This is a genomic window from Streptomyces sp. NRRL F-5727 (genome assembly GCF_000719555.1).
In the GTDB taxonomy this organism is placed as follows: domain Bacteria; phylum Actinomycetota; class Actinomycetes; order Streptomycetales; family Streptomycetaceae; genus Streptomyces.
Genome location: NZ_JOGX01000006.1, coordinates 86,339 through 104,005 on the forward strand (window position 1 = coordinate 86,339; position 17,667 = coordinate 104,005).

At 76.5% G+C, this 17,667-nt stretch carries 19 protein-coding genes; 13 read left to right on the forward strand and 6 right to left on the reverse strand.

What is annotated here, in order from left to right; all coding sequences use genetic code 11:
- Nucleotides 1-106: 106 nt before the first annotated feature.
- The 3 genes from IF73_RS0106765 to IF73_RS0106775 are packed head-to-tail and all read left to right on the forward strand — an operon-like array spanning nt 107 to nt 1,297.
- Nucleotides 107-358 carry a lipopolysaccharide assembly protein LapA domain-containing protein gene (locus IF73_RS0106765; protein WP_031004514.1) on the forward strand — a complete coding sequence of 84 codons (252 nt, stop codon included), beginning with the start codon at nt 107-109 and terminating at the stop codon, nt 356-358.
- Nucleotides 355-696: a hypothetical protein gene (locus IF73_RS0106770; protein ID WP_031004516.1), complete on the forward strand. Its 342-nt coding sequence runs from the start codon at nt 355-357 to the stop codon at nt 694-696. The genes IF73_RS0106765 and IF73_RS0106770 overlap by 4 nt, the downstream gene beginning before the upstream one ends.
- 55 nt (nt 697-751) lie before the next feature.
- Nucleotides 752-1,297 carry a GNAT family N-acetyltransferase gene (locus IF73_RS0106775; protein WP_031004518.1) on the forward strand — a complete coding sequence of 182 codons (546 nt, stop codon included), beginning with the start codon at nt 752-754 and terminating at the stop codon, nt 1,295-1,297.
- Here IF73_RS0106775 and IF73_RS0106780 read toward each other — a convergent pair.
- Nucleotides 1,278-1,613: a DUF6204 family protein gene (locus IF73_RS0106780; RefSeq protein WP_031004520.1), complete on the reverse strand. Its 336-nt coding sequence runs from the start codon at nt 1,611-1,613 to the stop codon at nt 1,278-1,280. The genes IF73_RS0106775 and IF73_RS0106780 overlap by 20 nt on opposite strands.
- Nucleotides 1,614-1,769: 156 nt before the next feature.
- Here IF73_RS0106780 and IF73_RS0106785 point away from each other — a divergent pair, with 156 nt between their 5' ends.
- Nucleotides 1,770-3,731, forward strand: coding sequence for a DUF5107 domain-containing protein (locus IF73_RS0106785; protein ID WP_031004522.1), 1,962 nt, complete (start codon nt 1,770-1,772; stop codon nt 3,729-3,731).
- Nucleotides 3,732-3,738: 7 nt separating this feature from the next.
- On the opposite strand, the gene IF73_RS0106790 is transcribed toward IF73_RS0106785, so the two are convergent.
- Nucleotides 3,739-4,575: a methyltransferase domain-containing protein gene (locus IF73_RS0106790; protein WP_031004524.1), complete on the reverse strand. Its 837-nt coding sequence runs from the start codon at nt 4,573-4,575 to the stop codon at nt 3,739-3,741.
- A gap of 402 nt (nt 4,576-4,977) precedes the next feature.
- On the opposite strand from IF73_RS0106790, the gene IF73_RS0106795 reads away from it, so the two are divergent.
- The 3 genes from IF73_RS0106795 (at nt 4,978) to IF73_RS0106805 (ending at nt 8,585) form a co-directional block, all read left to right on the forward strand.
- Complete coding sequence (locus IF73_RS0106795; protein ID WP_031004526.1) at nt 4,978-6,177, forward strand: sulfite oxidase; 1,200 nt, start codon at nt 4,978-4,980, stop codon at nt 6,175-6,177.
- A gap of 66 nt (nt 6,178-6,243) precedes the next feature.
- On the forward strand, nt 6,244-7,548 hold the full coding sequence (locus IF73_RS0106800) for an aminotransferase class I/II-fold pyridoxal phosphate-dependent enzyme (RefSeq protein ID WP_107049205.1): 1,305 nt from the start codon (nt 6,244-6,246) through the stop codon (nt 7,546-7,548).
- Nucleotides 7,548-8,585: an MBL fold metallo-hydrolase gene (locus IF73_RS0106805; RefSeq protein WP_031004530.1), complete on the forward strand. Its 1,038-nt coding sequence runs from the start codon at nt 7,548-7,550 to the stop codon at nt 8,583-8,585. Before IF73_RS0106800 ends, IF73_RS0106805 begins: the two co-directional genes overlap by 1 nt.
- Here the strand turns inward: IF73_RS0106805 and IF73_RS0106810 are convergent.
- Entirely contained in the window at nt 8,565-9,221 is a 657-nt protein-coding gene (locus IF73_RS0106810) for a DedA family protein (protein ID WP_031004532.1), read from the reverse strand. The two genes, IF73_RS0106805 and IF73_RS0106810, sit on opposite strands and share 21 nt — an antisense overlap.
- Nucleotides 9,218-9,997, reverse strand: a complete 780-nt coding sequence (locus tag IF73_RS0106815) for an MBL fold metallo-hydrolase (protein WP_031004534.1) — start codon at nt 9,995-9,997, stop codon at nt 9,218-9,220. Before IF73_RS0106815 ends, IF73_RS0106810 begins: the two co-directional genes overlap by 4 nt.
- Nucleotides 9,998-10,089: 92 nt before the next feature.
- Here IF73_RS0106815 and IF73_RS0106820 point away from each other — a divergent pair, with 92 nt between their 5' ends.
- The 5 genes from IF73_RS0106820 to IF73_RS40915 all read left to right on the forward strand — a co-directional run bounded on the left by IF73_RS0106820 (nt 10,090) and on the right by IF73_RS40915 (nt 14,917).
- On the forward strand, nt 10,090-10,494 hold the full coding sequence (locus IF73_RS0106820) for a hypothetical protein (protein ID WP_031004536.1): 405 nt from the start codon (nt 10,090-10,092) through the stop codon (nt 10,492-10,494).
- 100 nt (nt 10,495-10,594) lie between these two features.
- The gene (locus IF73_RS0106825) at nt 10,595-12,757 is read left to right on the forward strand and encodes a phage holin family protein (protein ID WP_031004538.1); all 2,163 of its coding nucleotides are present in this window, start codon (nt 10,595-10,597) and stop codon (nt 12,755-12,757) included.
- A gap of 84 nt (nt 12,758-12,841) precedes the next feature.
- On the forward strand, nt 12,842-14,227 hold the full coding sequence (locus IF73_RS0106830; protein ID WP_031004540.1) for an amino acid permease: 1,386 nt from the start codon (nt 12,842-12,844) through the stop codon (nt 14,225-14,227).
- 77 nt (nt 14,228-14,304) lie between these two features.
- Nucleotides 14,305-14,688, forward strand: a complete 384-nt coding sequence (locus IF73_RS0106835) for a hypothetical protein (RefSeq protein WP_031004542.1) — start codon at nt 14,305-14,307, stop codon at nt 14,686-14,688.
- A gap of 58 nt (nt 14,689-14,746) precedes the next feature.
- Nucleotides 14,747-14,917, forward strand: a complete 171-nt coding sequence (locus IF73_RS40915) for a hypothetical protein (protein ID WP_158821945.1) — start codon at nt 14,747-14,749, stop codon at nt 14,915-14,917.
- A gap of 54 nt (nt 14,918-14,971) precedes the next feature.
- On the opposite strand, the gene IF73_RS0106845 is transcribed toward IF73_RS40915, so the two are convergent.
- On the reverse strand, nt 14,972-16,180 hold the full coding sequence (locus tag IF73_RS0106845) for a low temperature requirement protein A (protein WP_031004544.1): 1,209 nt from the start codon (nt 16,178-16,180) through the stop codon (nt 14,972-14,974).
- 227 nt (nt 16,181-16,407) lie between these two features.
- Here IF73_RS0106845 and IF73_RS0106850 point away from each other — a divergent pair, with 227 nt between their 5' ends.
- Nucleotides 16,408-16,824, forward strand: coding sequence for a hypothetical protein (locus tag IF73_RS0106850; protein WP_031004546.1), 417 nt, complete (start codon nt 16,408-16,410; stop codon nt 16,822-16,824).
- On the opposite strand, the gene IF73_RS0106855 is transcribed toward IF73_RS0106850, so the two are convergent.
- Nucleotides 16,814-17,626 (reverse strand): helix-turn-helix domain-containing protein, encoded by an 813-nt coding sequence (locus IF73_RS0106855; RefSeq protein WP_031004548.1) that lies wholly within the window; start codon nt 17,624-17,626, stop codon nt 16,814-16,816. The genes IF73_RS0106850 and IF73_RS0106855 overlap by 11 nt on opposite strands.
- Between the last annotated feature and the right edge of the window lie 41 nt (nt 17,627-17,667).

Here is a 17,667-nt window from a genome sequence, read left to right on the forward strand (position 1 = left end):
TGACAAGTCACCCGGACGGCGCTGTCCACCGTCCCGCCGACGTGCCGGTCCCCCCATTCTGGTGCCACCGGTACGCCCGTGACGGACGACAGGAGAGGGGACGGGCATGAGTCCCAAGGACACGGCAGGCACGCGACGGGGGGACAGGCTCGGCGCCGTCACCCCGGGACGGATCGCGATCGCGGTCGTCGCGGTCCTCCTGCTCGTCTTCATCTTCGAGAACACCCGCCAGGTGAGGATCCGGCTGCTGATCCCCGAGGTGACGATGCCGCTCTACCTCGCGCTGCTCGCCACCGCCCTGCTGGGCGCGGTCTGCGGCTGGTACGCCGCCCGGAGGGGCCCCCGGAGGAGCAGGTGAGGCGCGGCGCCCTGATCGGGGCGGGCGCGGCGCTGGCCGTCGCCGCGGTGGCGGCGGGCGCCGCCGGCGACACGGCCGCCCGGCGGGCCCGGCCGCCGATGCCGGACTTCCGCGGCGGCGGCCTGTGGCGGGTCTTCACCCGCCTGGACCACCGCACCCGCCTCGACGTCCACGACGCGTCCGGCCGCGACCGCCGGGTCCTGTGGCCCCCGAGCTGGCGCGTCTGCACCCAGTACCCGGCCGCCGGCACCGGCCTCGACCGCCCGACGACGGTGGTGATCGGCGTCCTCCGCAAGGGCGAACCCTGCCCCGTCCGCGTGACGACGGCCCGCCGCTGACGCGGGCCGCACCGCGGCGGGAGCCGGGACCCGCCCCACCGTCTAGCCTGGGCGCATGTCCGATGATCTCGGCCGGTATCTCGTGGTCGGGCCCCGGGTGGGGCTGCGGCCGTTCACGTACGGCGACGCGGGGGAGTTCACCGCGCGGGCCGAGGAGAGCGTCGCGCTGCACCGGCCCTGGCTGTTTCCGCCGCGGACGGCCGAGGCGTACGCCCGCTACGCGGGTGCGCTGATCGAGGAGCCGGCGCGGGCCGGCCTCCTCGTCTGCGAGCGGGAGGAGGGCGGGCGGATCGCCGGGTTCCTCACGGTCAACAACATCGTCCACGGCGCCTTCCGCAGCGGCGCCCTCGGCTACGGCGCCTTCGCGCACGCGGCCGGACGCGGTCTGATGGGCGAGGCGCTCGGGCTGCTCCTCGGGCACGCCTTCGGGCCGATGGGGCTGCACCGGCTCGAAGCCAACATCCAGCCCGGCAACGCCCCGTCCCGCGCCCTGGTCCGCCGCGCCGGCTTCCGGCTGGAGGGCTTCTCGCCCGCGATGCTCTTCGTCGACGGCGCCTGGCGGGACCACGAGCGGTGGGCGATCACCGACCCTTGCGGTTGACCTTCATCGTGTCGAGGTCGGTCACCGTGGACTTCAGCCCCTTGTAGCCGTGGCCGAGCGCGGCGAGCGCCGCCTCCACCCGCTCCTCGGCCAGCGCGCCCGCCATCTCGTCGCCGTCCTCCGCGTCCGACTCGACGACCAGCCGGTACGAGAAGTGCTTGAGCGCCCGGTCGTAGGTGAGCGAGCCCTCCTCGGTGAAGCGCATCGCGGCCAGGCCGTGCTCCTCCACCTCGGCGAGCAGCCGCTCGCGGCTCTCGGGCGACAGCCCGTCGAAGGTGCCCCGCACGATGACCCGGTAGGTGTGTGGCGTGCCCATCTCTCGTACTCCCGTGGTACTCCCGGTGCCCGCCGCGGCGGCGGACGACCCTCCACCCTAGGCAGGCCCCCGCGCCCGGCGCGCGCCAATTAAGCGCGGCGGAAGCCCTGGTCACGCGGTCTGTTCAGGGCGCTCCGCGGCGTGTTCCATGGGCGGATGACGACCGTACGACGTGCCGTGCTCACCCTCCCCGCGGCCCCGCTCGGCCCGGACAACCCGCTGCCCGCCCTCCGCACCCCCGGCCCGGCGCACGCGCTCGGGGCCGCCGAACTCGCCGCCCTGCCGCGCGAGATGGCGCGGGGCATCGGCCGGGCGCCGCTGCGCAGCCTGCTGCCCGCCCCGGTCCGCGACGGCTACGGCCGGGACCGCGCGGAGCGCGCCCTCGACGCCCTCGTCCTGGAGAACGACCGGCTGCGGGTCACCGTGCTGCCCGGGCTCGGCGGCCGGGTCCACTCCCTCCACCACAAGCCGACCGGCCGCGAACTCGTCTACCGCAACCCCGTCTTCCAGCCCGCCGCCTTCGCCCTCAACGGCGCCTGGTTCTCCGGCGGCATCGAGTGGAACACCGGCGCCACCGGCCACACCACCCTCTCCTGCGCCCCGCTGCACGCGGCCACCGTCCCCGCCCCGGACGGCACCCCGATGCTCCGCCTCTGGGAGTGGGAGCGCCTGCGCGACCTGCCGTTCCAGGTGGACCTGTGGCTGCCGGAGGGTTCCGACTTCCTGCTCGTCGGCGTCCGCGTCCGCAACCCGCACGAGCGGCCCGCGCCCGTCTACTGGTGGTCCAACACCGCCGTCCCCGAGCGCCGCCGGATCCTCGCCCCCGCCGACACCGCCTGGCACCACGGCTACGAGCGCGGACTGCGCCGGGTCCCCGTACCGGCGGGGGAGGACGGCACCGACCGCTCCCGGCCCGGGCACAGCACCCACGCCGGCGACTGGTTCTACGACCTGCCGGACGGCGGCCGGCGCTGGATCGCCGCCCTCGACGAGGACGGCACCGGGCTCGTCCAGACCTCCACCGACGACCTGCGCGGCCGCAAGCTCTTCGTCTGGGGCACCGGCCCCGGCGGCCGCCGCTGGCAGGAATGGCTCACCGCGCCCGGCACCGAGGGGTACGCCGAGATCCAGGCCGGTCTCGCCCGCACCCAGCTCGAACACCTCGACCTCGCCCCCGGGGCGGAGCTGAGCTGGCTGGAGGCGTACGGGCCGCTGGCCGCCGATCCCCGCGCCGCGCTCGGCACCGACTGGGCGGCGGCCCGCGCCGCGGCCGAGCGCGCCCTGGACCTGGCCCTGCCCCGTACCGCCGTCGACGCCGCGCACACGGCCTGGCGGGAGGGGGCCGCCGACACCGACCCGGCCCCGGACGCGGTCCTGGCGGCCGGTTCCGGCTGGGGCGCCCTCGAAGTGCTGCGGGCCGGCCACACCCTTCCGGGGACGCCGTTCCCGGAGGCGACGCTCGGCCCCGAGCAGGAACCCTGGCGGGAGCTGCTGCGCACCGGCGTCCTGCCGCCGCCCGCGAAGGGCGACCCGCCGCTGCCGCCGCAGGTCGGCCCGGCCTGGCGGGACATGCTGGAGACCGCGCCCGCCGACCCGTCCACCGAGTACCACCTCGGCATCGCCCAGTGGCACGCCGGCGACCGGGCCCAGGCGGTCCGCAGCTGGGAGCGGGGCCTGGCCGGGGCGGAGGTCCGCTGGCCGCTGCTGTACTGCCTCGCCGTCGCCGACCGCGAGGACGGGCACCGGGAGCGGGCCGCCCACCGCTTCGCCGAGGCGTGCGCGGAGCTGGACGGGACCGTGGACGGACCGGCCGCCGTCACCGTGGCCGCCGCGCTGACCCGCGAGGCGGTCGACGCCCAGCTGGCGGCCGGCCGGCCGGAGCGCGCCCGCGCCCTGTGGCAGGCGCTGCCGGAGGAGGTGCGGGCCCGGGGCGCGTTCCGGCTCCTGGAGGCCCGGCTCCTCCTCGCCGAGCGGCGCCCGGACGAGGCCCGCGCCGTCTTCGACGCGGGCCTCGAGGTCCCCGACCTGCGTGAGGGCGCCGAGGTCCTCGGCGACCTCTGGTCCCGGCTCACCGACGAACCGCTCCCGGCCGCCTACGAGTTCCGCATGCGGCCCTGAGCGCGCGTCAGGGGACGCGGCACAGGATCTCGCCGTGCGGCACCATGAACCAGGCGTCCTCCCAGGTGCCCCACTCGCGCCAGGCCGCGGCGACCTCCGCCAGTTCGGCGCGGGTGGCGTGGCCGCCCTCGACCGCCAGGTCCGCGTAGGACGAGGCGGTCGTGCGGTCCGCCCACAGGCCGCTCCACCAGGCCCGCTCCTCGGGGCCCGCGAAGGTCCAGGCGCTCCCCGAGGCGGTGACGTCGGTGAACCCGGCCTCCCGGGCCCAGGCGAACAGCCGCCGTCCGGCGTCGGGTTCGCCGCCGTTGGCGCGCGCCACCCGGTGGTACAGGTCCAGCCAGCCGTCCAGCGCGGGCCGTTCGGGGTACCAGGCGAAGGCGCCGTAGTCGCTGTCCCGGGCCGCCACGATCCCGCCCGGCCGGCACACCCGGCGCATCTCGCGCAGCGCCCGTACCGGGTCGCCCACGTGCTGGAGCACCTGGTGGGCGTGGACGACGTCGAAGGAGTCGTCGGGGAAGTCCAGGGCGTGCACGTCGGCGACGGCGAACTCGACGTTCTCCAGGCCCCGTTCGCGGGCCGCCGCGCGCGCCTTGTCGAGGACGTCCGCCGCGCTGTCGACGGCGGTGACCCGGCCCGGGGCGACGAGCGCGGCCAGGTCGGCGGTGATGGTGCCGGGCCCGCAGCCGACGTCCAGGACGTCGAGCCCGGGGCGCAGCTCGCCCAGCAGGTAGGCCGCCGAGTTGGCGGCGGTGCGCCAGGTGTGCGAGCGCAGCACCGACTCGTGGTGGCCATGGGTGTAGACGGCGGTCTCGCGGGCCTGGGTCCGCTCGGAGGCGTGCGTCATCGAACCGACTCCCTCGGTGTGGGTACGGGGCTCCACCGTAGGGCCATCTGACGCATGGTGAGACGTGTGTCTTGGGATGTGGACGCACGGAGGTTCCGGAGCGGAGAGATGCGGACTGGAGTTGGTTTCTAGAAAGGACTTCTATATGTTTCCTCCGGGGGGACGCGCAACGGGGGCGCGTACCCGCGGCGGCGGCCCGGACCCTGGGGGGAGACCGGGCCGCCGCCGCGCTCTCCGCCGCCTCCGCTCGCGCCTCTCCTCCCGCTTCAGCTCCCGCGCCGGGCCTCCTGTGACAGCCTCGTGAACGGGTGGCCGGAACCGGACGCCACCGCCCCGCGCACGCCTACGATCGGCCCGCCGCCGTCTGGCGGTCCGAGACCCGTGACCGTGCCGAGGAGTCCCGTGCCGAACCCGCCCGCGCCCGTCCGCCGTACGCTCCTGAAGGGCCTCGCCGCCGCCCCGGCCGCGGCCGTGTTCGGCGGCTCCCTCACGCCGGCGCCGGCCGCCGCCGCCCCCGCCGCCCCCGGCATCGTCAAGCCGCTGCCCGAGGCGTACTTCACCGTCCGCGGCACCAACGCCGAAGCCCGCTTCGACGCCCTCGGCGACACCGGCTTCCTGACCCCCGCCGACCGCTTCTTCGTCCGCAACCACACCACCACCCCCGTCCTCGACGCACGGGACTGGCGGCTCACCCTCTGGGGCGACGGACTCCACGGCCGCGCACCCGTCCACTTCACCTACGGGCACCTCCGCGACCTGCCCTCCGTCACCCGGACGGCCCTCGTCGAATGCGCCGGGAACGCCCGCAGCCTCTACGCCACCCAGCAGGGCCAGGCCGTCTCCGGCACCGCCTGGACCCTCGGCGCCGTCGGCGCCGCCCGCTGGCGCGGCGTCCGCCTCGGCGAGGTCCTGCGCCGCGCCGGACTCGCCCACGACGCCGTCGACCTGATGCCGCGCGGCCTCGACGACCCGTACGTCTCCGGCGGCACCGACTACGGCCGGGTCCGCCGCCCGCTGCCCGTCGCCAAGGCGCTGGACGACGTGATCCTCGCGTACGAGATGAACGGCGAGCCCCTCCCGTACGACCACGGACACCCCGTCCGGCTCATCGTGCCCGACTGGGTCGGCATCGCCTCCGTCAAGTGGCTCGGCGACATCGAGGTCTCCACCCGCCCGCTGACCAGCCCCTGGTCCACCGACTGGTACCGGCTCGTCGGCGAGGCCCACCCGCCCGGCGGCAGCGCCCCGCTCACCCGGCAGACCCTCAAGTCCGGCTACCAGCTGCCTTTCGGGGCCACCCTGGAGGCCGGCCGCGTCCACCGGCTGACCGGCCGCGCCTGGTCCGCCCACGCGCCCGTCCGCTCCGTCGACGTCTCCACCGACGGCGGCGCCACCTGGCGCCCCGCCCGCCTCCACGACGGCCCCCGGCGCGGCGCCTGGGTCCGCTGGTCGGTGCCCTGGCGGCCGGAGCGCACCGGGCCGGTCACCCTGCTCTCCCGCACCACCGACGCCGCCGGGAACGTCCAGCCCGACCGGGCCGTCCACAACACCCAGGGCTACCTCTTCGACGCCGTGGTCCGGCACCCGGTCGCGGTCGGCTGAGCCCCGCCTTATAAAGGGCACGGGGACGCCGTGCCCGGCGCCCCGTGCGCTCAGGAGGTACGGGACATGCGGGAGACGGCTCCGGAAGGCCGCGGGCCGGTGCGCTACGGACCTCCCGCGCCCGAGAGCGGCCGGCCCGTCCCCCCGGGGCTCGCCGCCCTCCTCGCGGCGGCCGCCGGACGGACCGACCCCGAACCGCCCGGCGGCGGCGCCGTCCTGCGCGAGGCCGCCGCGGGCTACTGGTGGCGGCGCGGCCTGCGCGGCCACGCCGAGGACTCCCTCGCCGCCCCCGGAGCCCCCGCCCTGCTCCTCGCCCTCCTCGCCGCCCACGGCGGCGACGTGCTGCTGCCCCGGCCCTGCCCCGCCTGGTGGACCCCGCAGATCCGCCTCCTGGGCCGGCCCGCGTACCACGTGCCCACCACCGCGGAGGCCGGCGGCGTGCCCGACCCGTACGCCCTGCTGGAGACCGTCCGCCGGGTCCGCGCGGAGGGCGGCGACCCGCGGGTGCTGCTCCTCTCCGTCGCCGACGACCCCACCGCCACCGTCGCCCCGCCCGAACTCGTCCGCGAGAGCTGCGAGGCCGCCGTCGCCGAGGGCCTCCACGTGATCAGCGACGAGACCTGGCGCGACACCCTCCACCGGCCGCGCGAGACCGTCGTCGTCAGCCCCGCCGAGATGTGCCCCGACGACGTCACCGTCCTCGCCGACCTGGCCGGCGGCGGCCTGGTCCCCGCCTCCTGGCCGTGCGCGATCGCCCGCTTCCCGACCACCGGCGCCGCCCGCGCCGACCGGTACGGCGACCCCCGCGCCCGCGCCCTCGACGTCCTCACCGCGCTCGGGGCCGTGCTCCCCGCCCCCGTCGCCCCGGCCGTCGCCCACGCCCTCGACGAACCCGAGGACGTGTCCGTACCCGCCCTGCGCGCCGCCGGCGTCCACGGCCGGCTCGCCGCCGCCGCGCACCGCGCCCTCCTCGCCGCCGGCGCCCTCGCCCGGCCCCCGCAGGCCGGCCGCCACCTCTACGCCGACCTCGGACCGCTCCGCCCCGGCCTCGCCGCCCGCGGCGTCACCGACTCCCTGGAGCTGGAGCAGTACCTCACCGCCCGCCTCGGCCGGCCCGTCCCCGGCGGCCACCGCTTCGGCGACGAACTCGGCGCGCTGCGCGTCCGCCTCGACACCGGACCGCTGCTGGGCGTCACCCCGCCCGAGCGCGCCGAGACCCTCGCCGCCCGCGCACCCGAACAACTGCCGCAGGCCGTACGGGCCCTGGCCGAACTGACCGCCGCCCTCGACGACCTCGCCGGGACCCACCCCGCCGAGCACCCGGCCGAGCAGCCCACCGAGCAGCCCACCGCGCAGAACGGAGCCCGCTGATGACCGAACGGACGGCCCGCCCCGCCCCGGCCGCCGAGGCCCCGCGCCGGCCCGCGCCCGCCACCCTCCCGACCTCCGTGCTCCAGCCGCTCGGCCGGATCGGCCGGTGGCCCCGCAGCTTCGCCGACCGGCTCACCGCGCCGCTGCCCGGCGTCCGCGCCCTCGCCCGGCTCGCCCGCGAAGGGGCCGTACGCCCCCGGCGCGAGGGGCTGCGGGACGTGCCCCTTCTGCCCTTCGAGCCCGGCCCGCTGCCGCCCGCGGGGCCCGGCACCGTCGCCGTCACCTGGGCCGGGCACGCCAGCTGGATCGTCCGCGTCGGCGGCCTCACCGTCCTCACCGACCCGGTCTGGTCCCGGCGCATCTTCGGCACCCCGGCGCGGCTCACCCCGGTCGGCGTCCGCTGGGAGGACCTGCCCCCGGTCGACGCGGTCGTCATCAGCCACAACCACTTCGACCACCTCGACGCCCCGACCCTCCGGCGCCTCCCGCGCGCCACCCCGGTCCTCGTCCCGGCCGGGCTCGGCCGCTGGTTCCTCCGCCGCGGCTTCACCCGCGTCACCGAGCTCGACTGGTGGGAGGCGGCCGAACTCGGCGGCGTCCGCTTCGACTTCGTCCCCGCCCACCACTGGTCCAAGCGGACCCTCCTCGACACCTGCCGCTCGCTCTGGGGCGGCTGGGTGCTCACCGACCCCGCCGGCCACCGGGTCTACTTCGCCGGGGACACCGGCTACGGCCACTGGTTCGCCGAGATCGGCCGCCGTCACCCCGGCATCGACCTGGCGCTCCTGCCCATCGGCGCCTACGACCCCCGCTGGTGGCTCAGCGACGTCCACACCGACCCGGAGGAGGCGGTCCGCGCCCACCAGGACCTGGGCGCCCGCCGGATGGCCCCCATGCACTGGGCCACCTTCGTCCTCTCCTCCGAGCCCGTCCTCGAACCCCTCACCCGGGTCAGGGCCGCCTGGGAACGTGCCGGGCTGCCCCGCGAGGACCTGTGGGACCTGCCCGTCGGCGGCTCACGCGTCCTCGTGCCGTAGCTCCCCGCTCCGGTCGCCGCGGATCCGCCGCCATACCGCCGGAACCGCGCTGATCAGCAGCGTCAGACCGACCGCCGCCACCACGCCCTGCCACGGCTCCGGGAAGAGCGAGCCGCCCAGGACGCCGATCAGCTGGTACGTCGCCGCCCAGGCCAGACAGGCCGCCGCGTCGCCCCGGGCGAAGCGGCGCAGTGGCATCCGGGCCAGCAGGCAGGCCAGCATCACCGGGATCCGGCCGGCCGGGACCAGCCGGGACAGGACGAGCACCGACACCTGGTGGGTGTCCAGCCGTTCCTGCGCGTGCGCCAGGCGGTCCGGCGTCACCCGCGAGCGCAGCGCCGCCAGCCAGCGCGAGCCGTTCCGCGACCGGACGCCCCGCTGCCCCAGCCAGTACAGCGCCAGATCGCCGAGGAAGGCGGCCGCCGAGGCCACCAGGAAGACGAAGAGCAGAGGGAACGGGGACTCCGCCGAGGACTGGTGCAGGGCGACCACCGCCGCCGAGCTGACGATCGCCCCCGTCGGCACCACCGGCACCAGCGCGCCCAGCGCCACCAGCAGGAACAGCGACGGATAGCCGACCGCCTGCTGGGTCGACTCCGGCGGCAGGTCCCGCACCGCGGCGAGCACTCCACTCACCGGGCGACCTCCGGCCGCACCCGCTCGCCGTGCCCCAGCCGGTGCACCGCCACCTTCGGCGCGAGCCGGGCCGCCTGCCGGACGAACTCGTCGCCCGGCGCGTGGAACTCGTGCGGCCGGACCCCGTCCAGGCCGATCGGCCAGTACGTGCCGTAGTGCACCGGCACCGCCGCCGCCGGGGAGAGCGCCGCCAGCGCCTGCGCCGCGCGCCCCGCGTCCAGGTGCCCGTGCCCCAGGTACGGTCCCCAGCCGCCGACCGGCAGCAGGGCCACGTCCACCGGTCCGACCGCCTCCGCCATGCCGTCGAACAGCCCGGTGTCCCCGGCGAAGTACGTCCGGGCCTCGCCCTCGACGACGTACCCGAGCGCCGGGGAGCGGTGCGGACCGAGCGGCAGCCGCCGGCCGTCGTGCAGCGCCGGCACCGCCCGTACCGTCACGCCCTCCACCGTCACCTCGTCGCCGGGCGCCACCTCCGTCAGCCGCAGCCCCGCCGCGGCCAGCCGGCGCAGCCCCGGCACGGCGCGGGGCGCACCGCGCGGCACCACCAGCCGGGTGCCCGGCGCGAGCCGGGCGAGCGACGGCAGGTGCAGGTGGTCGGAGTGCAGGTGGGAGACGAGGACCGCCTCCGCCGCGGCCGCCTCCGGGGGCGGCGGGGCGCCGCGGCGGCGGCGCAGGTGCGCGAGGCGCCGCGCGAACAGCGGGTCGGTGAGGAACCGGACCCCGGAGTCCTCGACCGTGCAGGTCGCGTGCCCCCACCAGGTGACCTCCACCGGCATGCCGCCCTTCCCTCGCCCGTTCGCTCCCTGTCGTCGAGAGTAGAGGGCCGGCGGGCCTCCCGTGCGGCACCGCCGGGCAGTAGGGTCGGCGCATGAACGACGTCCGGGTCGCGGCGATCGCCAGCCTCACCCCGCTCGAAGAACTCGATTCCCACCCCTTTCTCGTCGACACCCGCGGCCAGTACGCGGTGTGCGCCCGCTGGGCCGTCGAACGGGGGTACGTCCTCACCCGTCAGCTCCTCTTCTACGGAGTCCGGCCCGACCACGACGAGCTCTGGGCCGACGTCGAGTCCGGCGAGGTCGACCTCTTCGTGGCCGCGAACGAGGGCGTCCTGGCCCGCGCCGTGACCTCGGTGCCCGGCTTCCGCGCCGAGTGCGCCCGCCGGGGCGTCCGGGTGGAGACGGCCGGCGCCCCGGCGCCCGCCTACGACTCGGCCGCCCGGGCGGCGGTGCACCGGCGGCTCTCCATGCCGACCGCCGGCTACGACGGCAGCTGACGCCCCGGCACACCGCCCGGGCCCGCCCGACGTGCCTCCTGCCGCCCGTGGGTAGGTGTGTCAGGGTAGGGGGACGTTTGGGTGAAAGGTGACGGGTGGCGTGGGCGAGGGGCGAAGGGGCGGCACCGACCGCTGGCGCACGGCGGGGCGGACGGTCGTCCGGGTGCTCACCGTGTGGGCCGTGTCGACGGTCACGCTGCTCGCGCTCGCCGGGCTGCTGCCGGACTTCCAGCTGCAGTCCGCCGACGGCGACAGCCTCACCCGCACGGCCCTCACCGCCGCGTCGGCGGCCGGCGCGTTCGGTCTGCTGACCGCGCTGGTCTGGCCGCTGGTGGTCCGCGCGCTGCTGCTCGTCCCCGCGCTCGTCCTCGGACTGCTCGTCTTCTTCCTCAACGGCTCGCTGCTGCTCGTCGCGCTCTGGCTGATCCCGGACGGACGGGGCGCGGCCGATCCGGAGACCGCGGTCGTCGTCGCTGCCGTGATGTCCGCCGTGGCGTCCGCGACGTCCACCGCGCTCGCCGTGCGGGACGACGAGGCGTACCGGCGCCGGCTCTACCGGCTGACCGGCCGCACCCGCCCCCGCGACCCCCGGACCGTCCCGGCGCCGCCGCCCGGCACGGTCTTCCTCCAGCTCGACGGCGTCGGCCACGAGGTGCTGCGGGCCGCCGTCGCCGACGGTCTGATGCCGACCGTGGCGGGCTGGCTGGACGCCGGACACCGGCTCACCCCGTGGCGCACCGACTGGTCGAGCCAGACCGGCGCCAGCCAGCTCGGCATCCTGCACGGCACCAACGAGGACGTGCCGGCCTTCCGCTGGTACGAGAAGGACACCGGCCGGCTCATGGTGTCGAACCGCCCGGCGAGCGCGGTGGAGCTCCAGCGCCGGGCGGTCCGCCGCACCGGCGACGGCGGGCTGCTCACCCTGGACGGCGCCTCCCGGGGCAACCTGTTCAGCGGCGGCGCCGACCAGGTGGCGCTGGTCCTGACGGTGGCGGCGCGCCGGGGCCGCCGCAACCGCTCCCGCGTCGGCTACTTCGCGTACTTCTCCGACCCGGCCAACGCGGTCCGCACCGCCGGCTCCTTCGTCAACGAGGTGGGGCGCGAGGTGGTCCAGTCGGTGCGGGCCCGGCTGCGCCGGGAGACGCCCCGGATCCGGCGCGGCGGCACGTACCCCTTCGTGCGCGCCTTCGCCACGGTGATCGAGCGGGACGTGGTGGTCGCCGCGGTCATGGGCGACATGCTCGCGGGCCGGACCGCCGTCTACGCGGACCTGGTGGCGTACGACGAGGTGGCCCACCACTCGGGGCCGCGGGGCCACGACACGGACCAGGTGCTGCGCCGGCTCGACCGCGCCGTCGGCCTGATCGCCCGGGTCGCCGAGCACGCCCCCCGGCCGTACCGGATCGTGCTCCTCTCCGACCACGGGCAGAGCCCGGGGGAGACCTTCGAGGGGGCGTACGGGCTGACGCTCAAGGACCTGGTCCGGGCGGGCTGCGGGCTGCCGGTGTCGCGCCGGGTGGGCCGCACGCGCAGCGGCGCGGAGGCCCGGGACGCGGCCCGGGACGCGCTGCGCAGCGCCCTGCACCGGCCGGTGGAGACGGGCGAGGAGACCGAGCGGGAGCTGCCGGCCCGGCTGTCGGAGCCGGTCGTGCTCGCCTCGGGGAACCTGGGCCTGGTCTCCTTCCCGGACGTGCCGCACCGGATGACGAAGGAGGAGATCGACCGGCGCCACCCGGCGCTGCTGCGGACCCTGGCGCAGCATCCGGGGATCGGCTTCCTGCTGGTGGCGAGCGCGGAGCACGGCGCGGTGGTGCTGGCCGCGGACGGGGTGGAGGTGCCGGTGGCGGAGCTGGCCGACGACGGGCCGCTGGCCGTCTTCGGCCGGGGCGCGGCCGACGCGGTCCGGCGGACGAACGGCTTCCCGCACGTCGCCGACGTGATGGTCAACTCGATGTACGACCCGGCGACCGGCACCGTGCACGCCTTCGAGGAGCAGATCGGCTCGCACGGCGGCCTGGGCGGAGAGCAGGGGCACCCCTTCCTGCTCTCCCCGCCGGAGCTGTCGCCGCCGGTTGCGGAGGGCGAGGAGCTGGTGGGCGCGGAGCGGGTGCACCGGGTGCTGCGCCGCTGGCTGCGGGAGGGCGACGGACCGCAGGTGCCGGTGGACGCCGCGGCGGGAGCTCCGGAGATTTCCCCGTCAGGCAGCGAAGCGGAATCAGTTCTTCCGGTCGAGGGGCGGGTCCTGCCGGACAAAAACCGCTGATTTGGACGGGTGTTCGCCGTACCCGACCATGGTCCGGTTCCGGAGGCTTGTCCGGATCCTGCACGACGGAAGGCGCACCACCCCATGAGCACGGCCCCCACGGCCCCCACCGCTCCCACGGCCCCCACCGACCCCCAGGGCGGGACCGGCGGCGGACACCACGCCCGGCGGTTCGGGCTGCCGATCGCCACGGCCCTGGTCATGGGGAACATCATCGGCGGCGGCATCTTCCTCCTCCCCGCCTCCGTCGCCCCCTTCGGCACCATCAGCCTGGTCGCCTTCGGCATCCTCACCGCCGGCGCCCTCGCCCTCGCCCTGGTCTTCGGGAAGCTCGCCCGCCGCCACCCGAAGACGGGCGGCCCCTACGTCTACGCCCGCGAGGCGTTCGGCGACTTCGCCGGCTTCCTCGCCGCCTGGTCGTACTGGATCACCGCCTGGGTCTCCAACGCGGCCCTCGCCGTCGCCGCCGTCGGCTACCTCGACGTCCTCGTGCCCGTCCACGAGTCCACGGCCGCCACCATCGGCGCCGCCCTCCTCCTCCAGTGGCTGCCCGCCCTCGCCAACCTCGCCGGCACCCGGTACGTCGGCGCCGTCCAGCTCGTCGCCACCGTGCTCAAGTTCGTCCCGCTGCTGCTGGTCGCCGTCGGCGGGTTCTTCTTCTTCGACAGCGCCAACCTCGGCCCCTTCCGGGCCGGCGACGACAGCGCCCTCGGCGCGGTCTCCGCCTCCGCCGCGATCCTGCTCTTCAGCTACCTCGGCGTCGAGTCCGCCGCCGTCAGCGCCGGCGAGGTCCGCGACCCGCGCCGCAACGTCGGCCGCGCCACCGTCCTCGGCACCCTCGCCGCCGCCGGGCTCTACCTGCTCACCATGGTCTCCGTCTTCGGCACCGTCCCGCACGACACGCTGGTCTCCTCCAGCGCCCCCTTCGCCGACTCCGTCAACCTGATGTTCGGCGGCTCCTGGGGCGGCGCCGCCGTCGCCTGCATGGCCCTGGTCTCCATGGTCGGCGCCCTCAACGGCTGGACCCTGCTCAGCGCCCAGACCCCGTACGCCGCCGCCCGCGACGGCCTCTTCCCACAGGTCTTCACCGTGAAGCGGCGCGGCGTGCCCACCGTCGGCGTCCTGGTGACCGTCGTCCTCGCCTCGCTGCTGACCGTGTACAACTACACGGCCGGACCGAGCGGCGTCTTCGAGATCCTGGTCCTCGTCACCACCTTCACCGCCACCGTCCCCTACCTGCTCTCCGCCGCCGCGCAGATCTACTTCCTGCTCTCCGGGCGGGCGGACCGGGTCCAGCGGTCCCGGCTGGTCCGCGACACCGTCCTCGCCCTCGCCGCCTTCGGCTTCTCCCTCTGGCTGGTCGCCGGCTCCGGCCACGCCGCCGTCTACCAGGGCGTCCTCTTCCTCTTCGCCGGCGTCCTCGTCCACGCCTGGATGGCCGCCCGCAAGCGCGCCGCCGGCACCGCCTGACGGGCGAGTAGTCCAGGAGAGCGGATCTCCCCTCCGGGCCGAGGGGCCGCCCACCCGGCGGGGCAGTACGGATAACCGTGAGCCCCGCACCCGCGCCGCACGGACGGCCCGCCACCCCGGCGGGCCGTCCGGCGCGCCTCCGGCGGCTCCTGCTCCTGGTCTGCGGACTGTTCCTCGTCGTCACCGCGCTGGGAGCCCTGACCGGCGAGGTCGCCGGACCCGCCGCCGAACCCCGGCCCGCCGGCGCGCCCGCCGCCCCGGACCCGGCCGGCGAGACGTACGAACCGGGGCCCGGCGAGGCCGCGCTTCCCGGCCGCACCCGGCACCGGCGGACCCGCGTCCGCCCCGTCCCGGCACCCCCGGGCCCCCGCCCGGCCCGCCGCGCTCCGCGGCTGGCCGGCCCCGCCCCCGTACCCGCTCCGCGCCCGCCGTCGCGCCGGCCGGTGGTGATGCGCTGCTGACAGGCCCCGCCTCCAGCAGCCTTCCCCATCCGACCCCGCACCCGCGAGGAGCACCGCCATGCCGTCGTCCGACCCGTACGCCGTCCTCCAGGCCCTGCTGCGCGCCGAGGCCGCCCGCGGCCGCCGCGCCGCGGCCGAGCACCCGTCAGAGAAGGCCCCCGCACCCGCCCCGGAGCCCGCCCCCGCACCCGCGGCCCCGCGCCCGCACCGGGAGTCCCCGGCCCGCTGACCGGCCGCGCCCCGCGCCCCAGCGGCCGGCGCGGCGCCCCCTACCGAGCCGCCGTCACGCCTCCGCGACGGCGGCCGGAGCAGGCGCGCCCCGCCGCCCGTGCACGGCCAGCAGCCCCAGCGTCGCCACCGTCAGACCCGCCAGCGCCACCAGACCCGGCACCAGCCCCACCAGCGGGCCCGCGAGCAGCCCGGCCACCCCGCCCGCCACCAGCGCCACCGGCAGCCGGCCCGAGCTCCGCCGCACGATCGCCGCCGTACCCAGCAGATAGACGCCGACCCCGCCCGTCAGCGACCAGGCCACCACGCCGTGCAGCGGCTCCGCGAGCCCGTAGTGCCCGGTGTCCGCGACCTGCTGGAGGACCTTCTTCATGCCGAGCGCGCACAGCACCACGCCCGCCACCAGCGGCAGGTGCAGGAAGGTGTACACGTCCCGGGCGAAGCGGGTGCGGTCGTCGCCGTCCAGCGCCGCGAGCCGGTGCTCCGCCCCCTCGCCCGACTGCCGGAAGTACAGCCACCACAGCCCCGCGGACAGCAGCAGCCCGGCCGTCGCCGCGCCCAGCACCGCGACCGTCAGCGGGAAGCCCGACACCCCGACGCCCATCGCCACGATCGACTCGCCCAGCGCGATGATCACGATCAGGCCGTGCCGCTCGGCGAAGTGTCCCGGCGAGTTCACCCGCCAGCCCGACGAACCCGTCACGTAGATCCCGCCGTAGTCCACCGCCACCGCGCCCAGCCACAGCAGCAGTTGCGTCCGGCCGGTGTACGCCGAGCCGATCAGCAGCAGCACCAGCGGCGGCAGCACCGACAGCAGCGCGGTCCGCCGCAGGGTCCGGCGCAGCGCCGCGTCCCCGGGGGCGCTCAGCCAGTACGAGACCAGGTGCAGCACCCGCACCGCCCCGTAGCAGAGCACGAACACCAGCGGCGCCGGCAGCCCGCCCGGCGCGTCCGCGAACACCTCGGGCACCACGAACGACACGATCAGCACGACCGCCATCACGGTCACCACGACCCCGAACAGCCCGCCCGAGTCGGCCCGGACGACATTGCCCAGCCAGGCGAAACAGCACCAGCACCACCACAGCAGCGCCAGCACCACCATGCCGCCGACCATCCGCAGCGGCGAGGGCGCGGCCGCCATCAACGCCGTGACCTGCGTGATCGCGTACACGAACACCAGGTCGAAGAAGAGCTCGGCGGGCGTCACCGCGTGATCGTCCCCCGTGGCCACCAGGCCGGCCCGCCGTCTGTCCCGCGCCATCCGCGTGTCCTCCCCGTGACAGGGCGGCGCGCGCCGCCCGGCGCGCACCCTACACACGCCGCCCGGCCCCGCGCCGGAGGAGTCCGAACTCCGGCATGACCTCCCGGGTAATCGACCCGCACCCGCCCCCGGCGGCAGGCTGTGAACCACCGGGACCCGGGCGGCGCACTCCGCCCGGGCACCGGCTCCCCGCGTACGAACGACCCCCTTCAGGAGGGTGATCCGCCATGTCCCAGGCCCTGCTCGCCGGTCTCGCCCGCACCACCCAGCCGCAGTCCATGGTCCGCCGGTTCCTCGCCCTGGACGCCGTCGTCACCGGGGCCAACGGCCTCGCCTACGCCCTCGCCTCCGGCCCGCTCGGCGACCTCCTCGGCGTGGACCCCGCCCTGCTCCTCGGACTCGGCCTCTTCCTCACCGCCTTCGCCGCCGGCGTCGGCTCGCTCGCGAGCCGCCCGGCGCCCCCGGCGCTCGCCGTGAAGCTGGTCGTCGACGCCAACCTGCTCTGGGCCGTCCTCAGCCTGGTCGCCCTCGCCGCCTGGCTCGACCCCACCACCGCCGGACTCGTCTGGACCCCGATGCAGGCCGGCACCGTCGCCGGCTTCGCCTTCCTCCAGTGGTCCGCGCTGCGGGCGGTCAGCCGCTGAGGGAGCGCAGGTACTCCACCGTCGCCGGGTCGGCCGGGAGCATCGTCTCGATGGCCAGCTCGGCGACGGTCACGTCCATCGGCGTGTTGAACGTCGAGATCGACGACACGAAGGACAGCACCCGCCCGTCGTGCTCGATCCGCAGCGGCAGCGCGAAGTACGGGTACGGCTCCGGGTCGGGGATCTCCTCGACGCCGCCGCCCGACGGCTCCGGCAGCGGATACGCCGTCACCTCCTCGTACACCGCCCGCAGCGCGTCCGAGCGGGCGTAGGCGATCTGACGCTCCATCTGGGCCAGCAGATGCCCCCGCCACTCGCGCAGGTTGCGGATCCGGGGCGCCAGGCCCTCCGGGTGCAGGGTGATCCGCATGACGTTCATCGGCGGCGTCAGCAGATGCTCCGGCAGCCCGTCGAGGAGCATCAGGATCGCCCGGTTGGCGGCCACCACCGTGTACGAACCGTCCACCACCACCGCCGGGTACGGCTCGTACCCCTGGAGCAGCCGCGCGAGGCCGTCCCGCAGCGTCTCCAGCTCCGGCGCGTCCAGCGTCGACTCCGCGTACCGGGGCGCGTAACCGGCCGCGAGGAGCAGCGCGTTGCGGTCCCGCACCGGCACGTCCAGGTGCTCGGCCAGCCTGAGGATCATCTCCTCGCTCGGCCGCGACCGGCCCGTCTCCACGAACGAGATGTGCCGCGCCGAGGAGTCCGCCCGCAGCGCCAGCTCCAGCTGGCTCAGCCGCCGCCGCTCGCGCCAGCCGCGCAGCAGCGGCCCCACCCCCGTGTCGCTCACGACTGTTGTCATGCGCAGACGGTATCCCAGAGGGGTGACCGGGTACGTTCCCC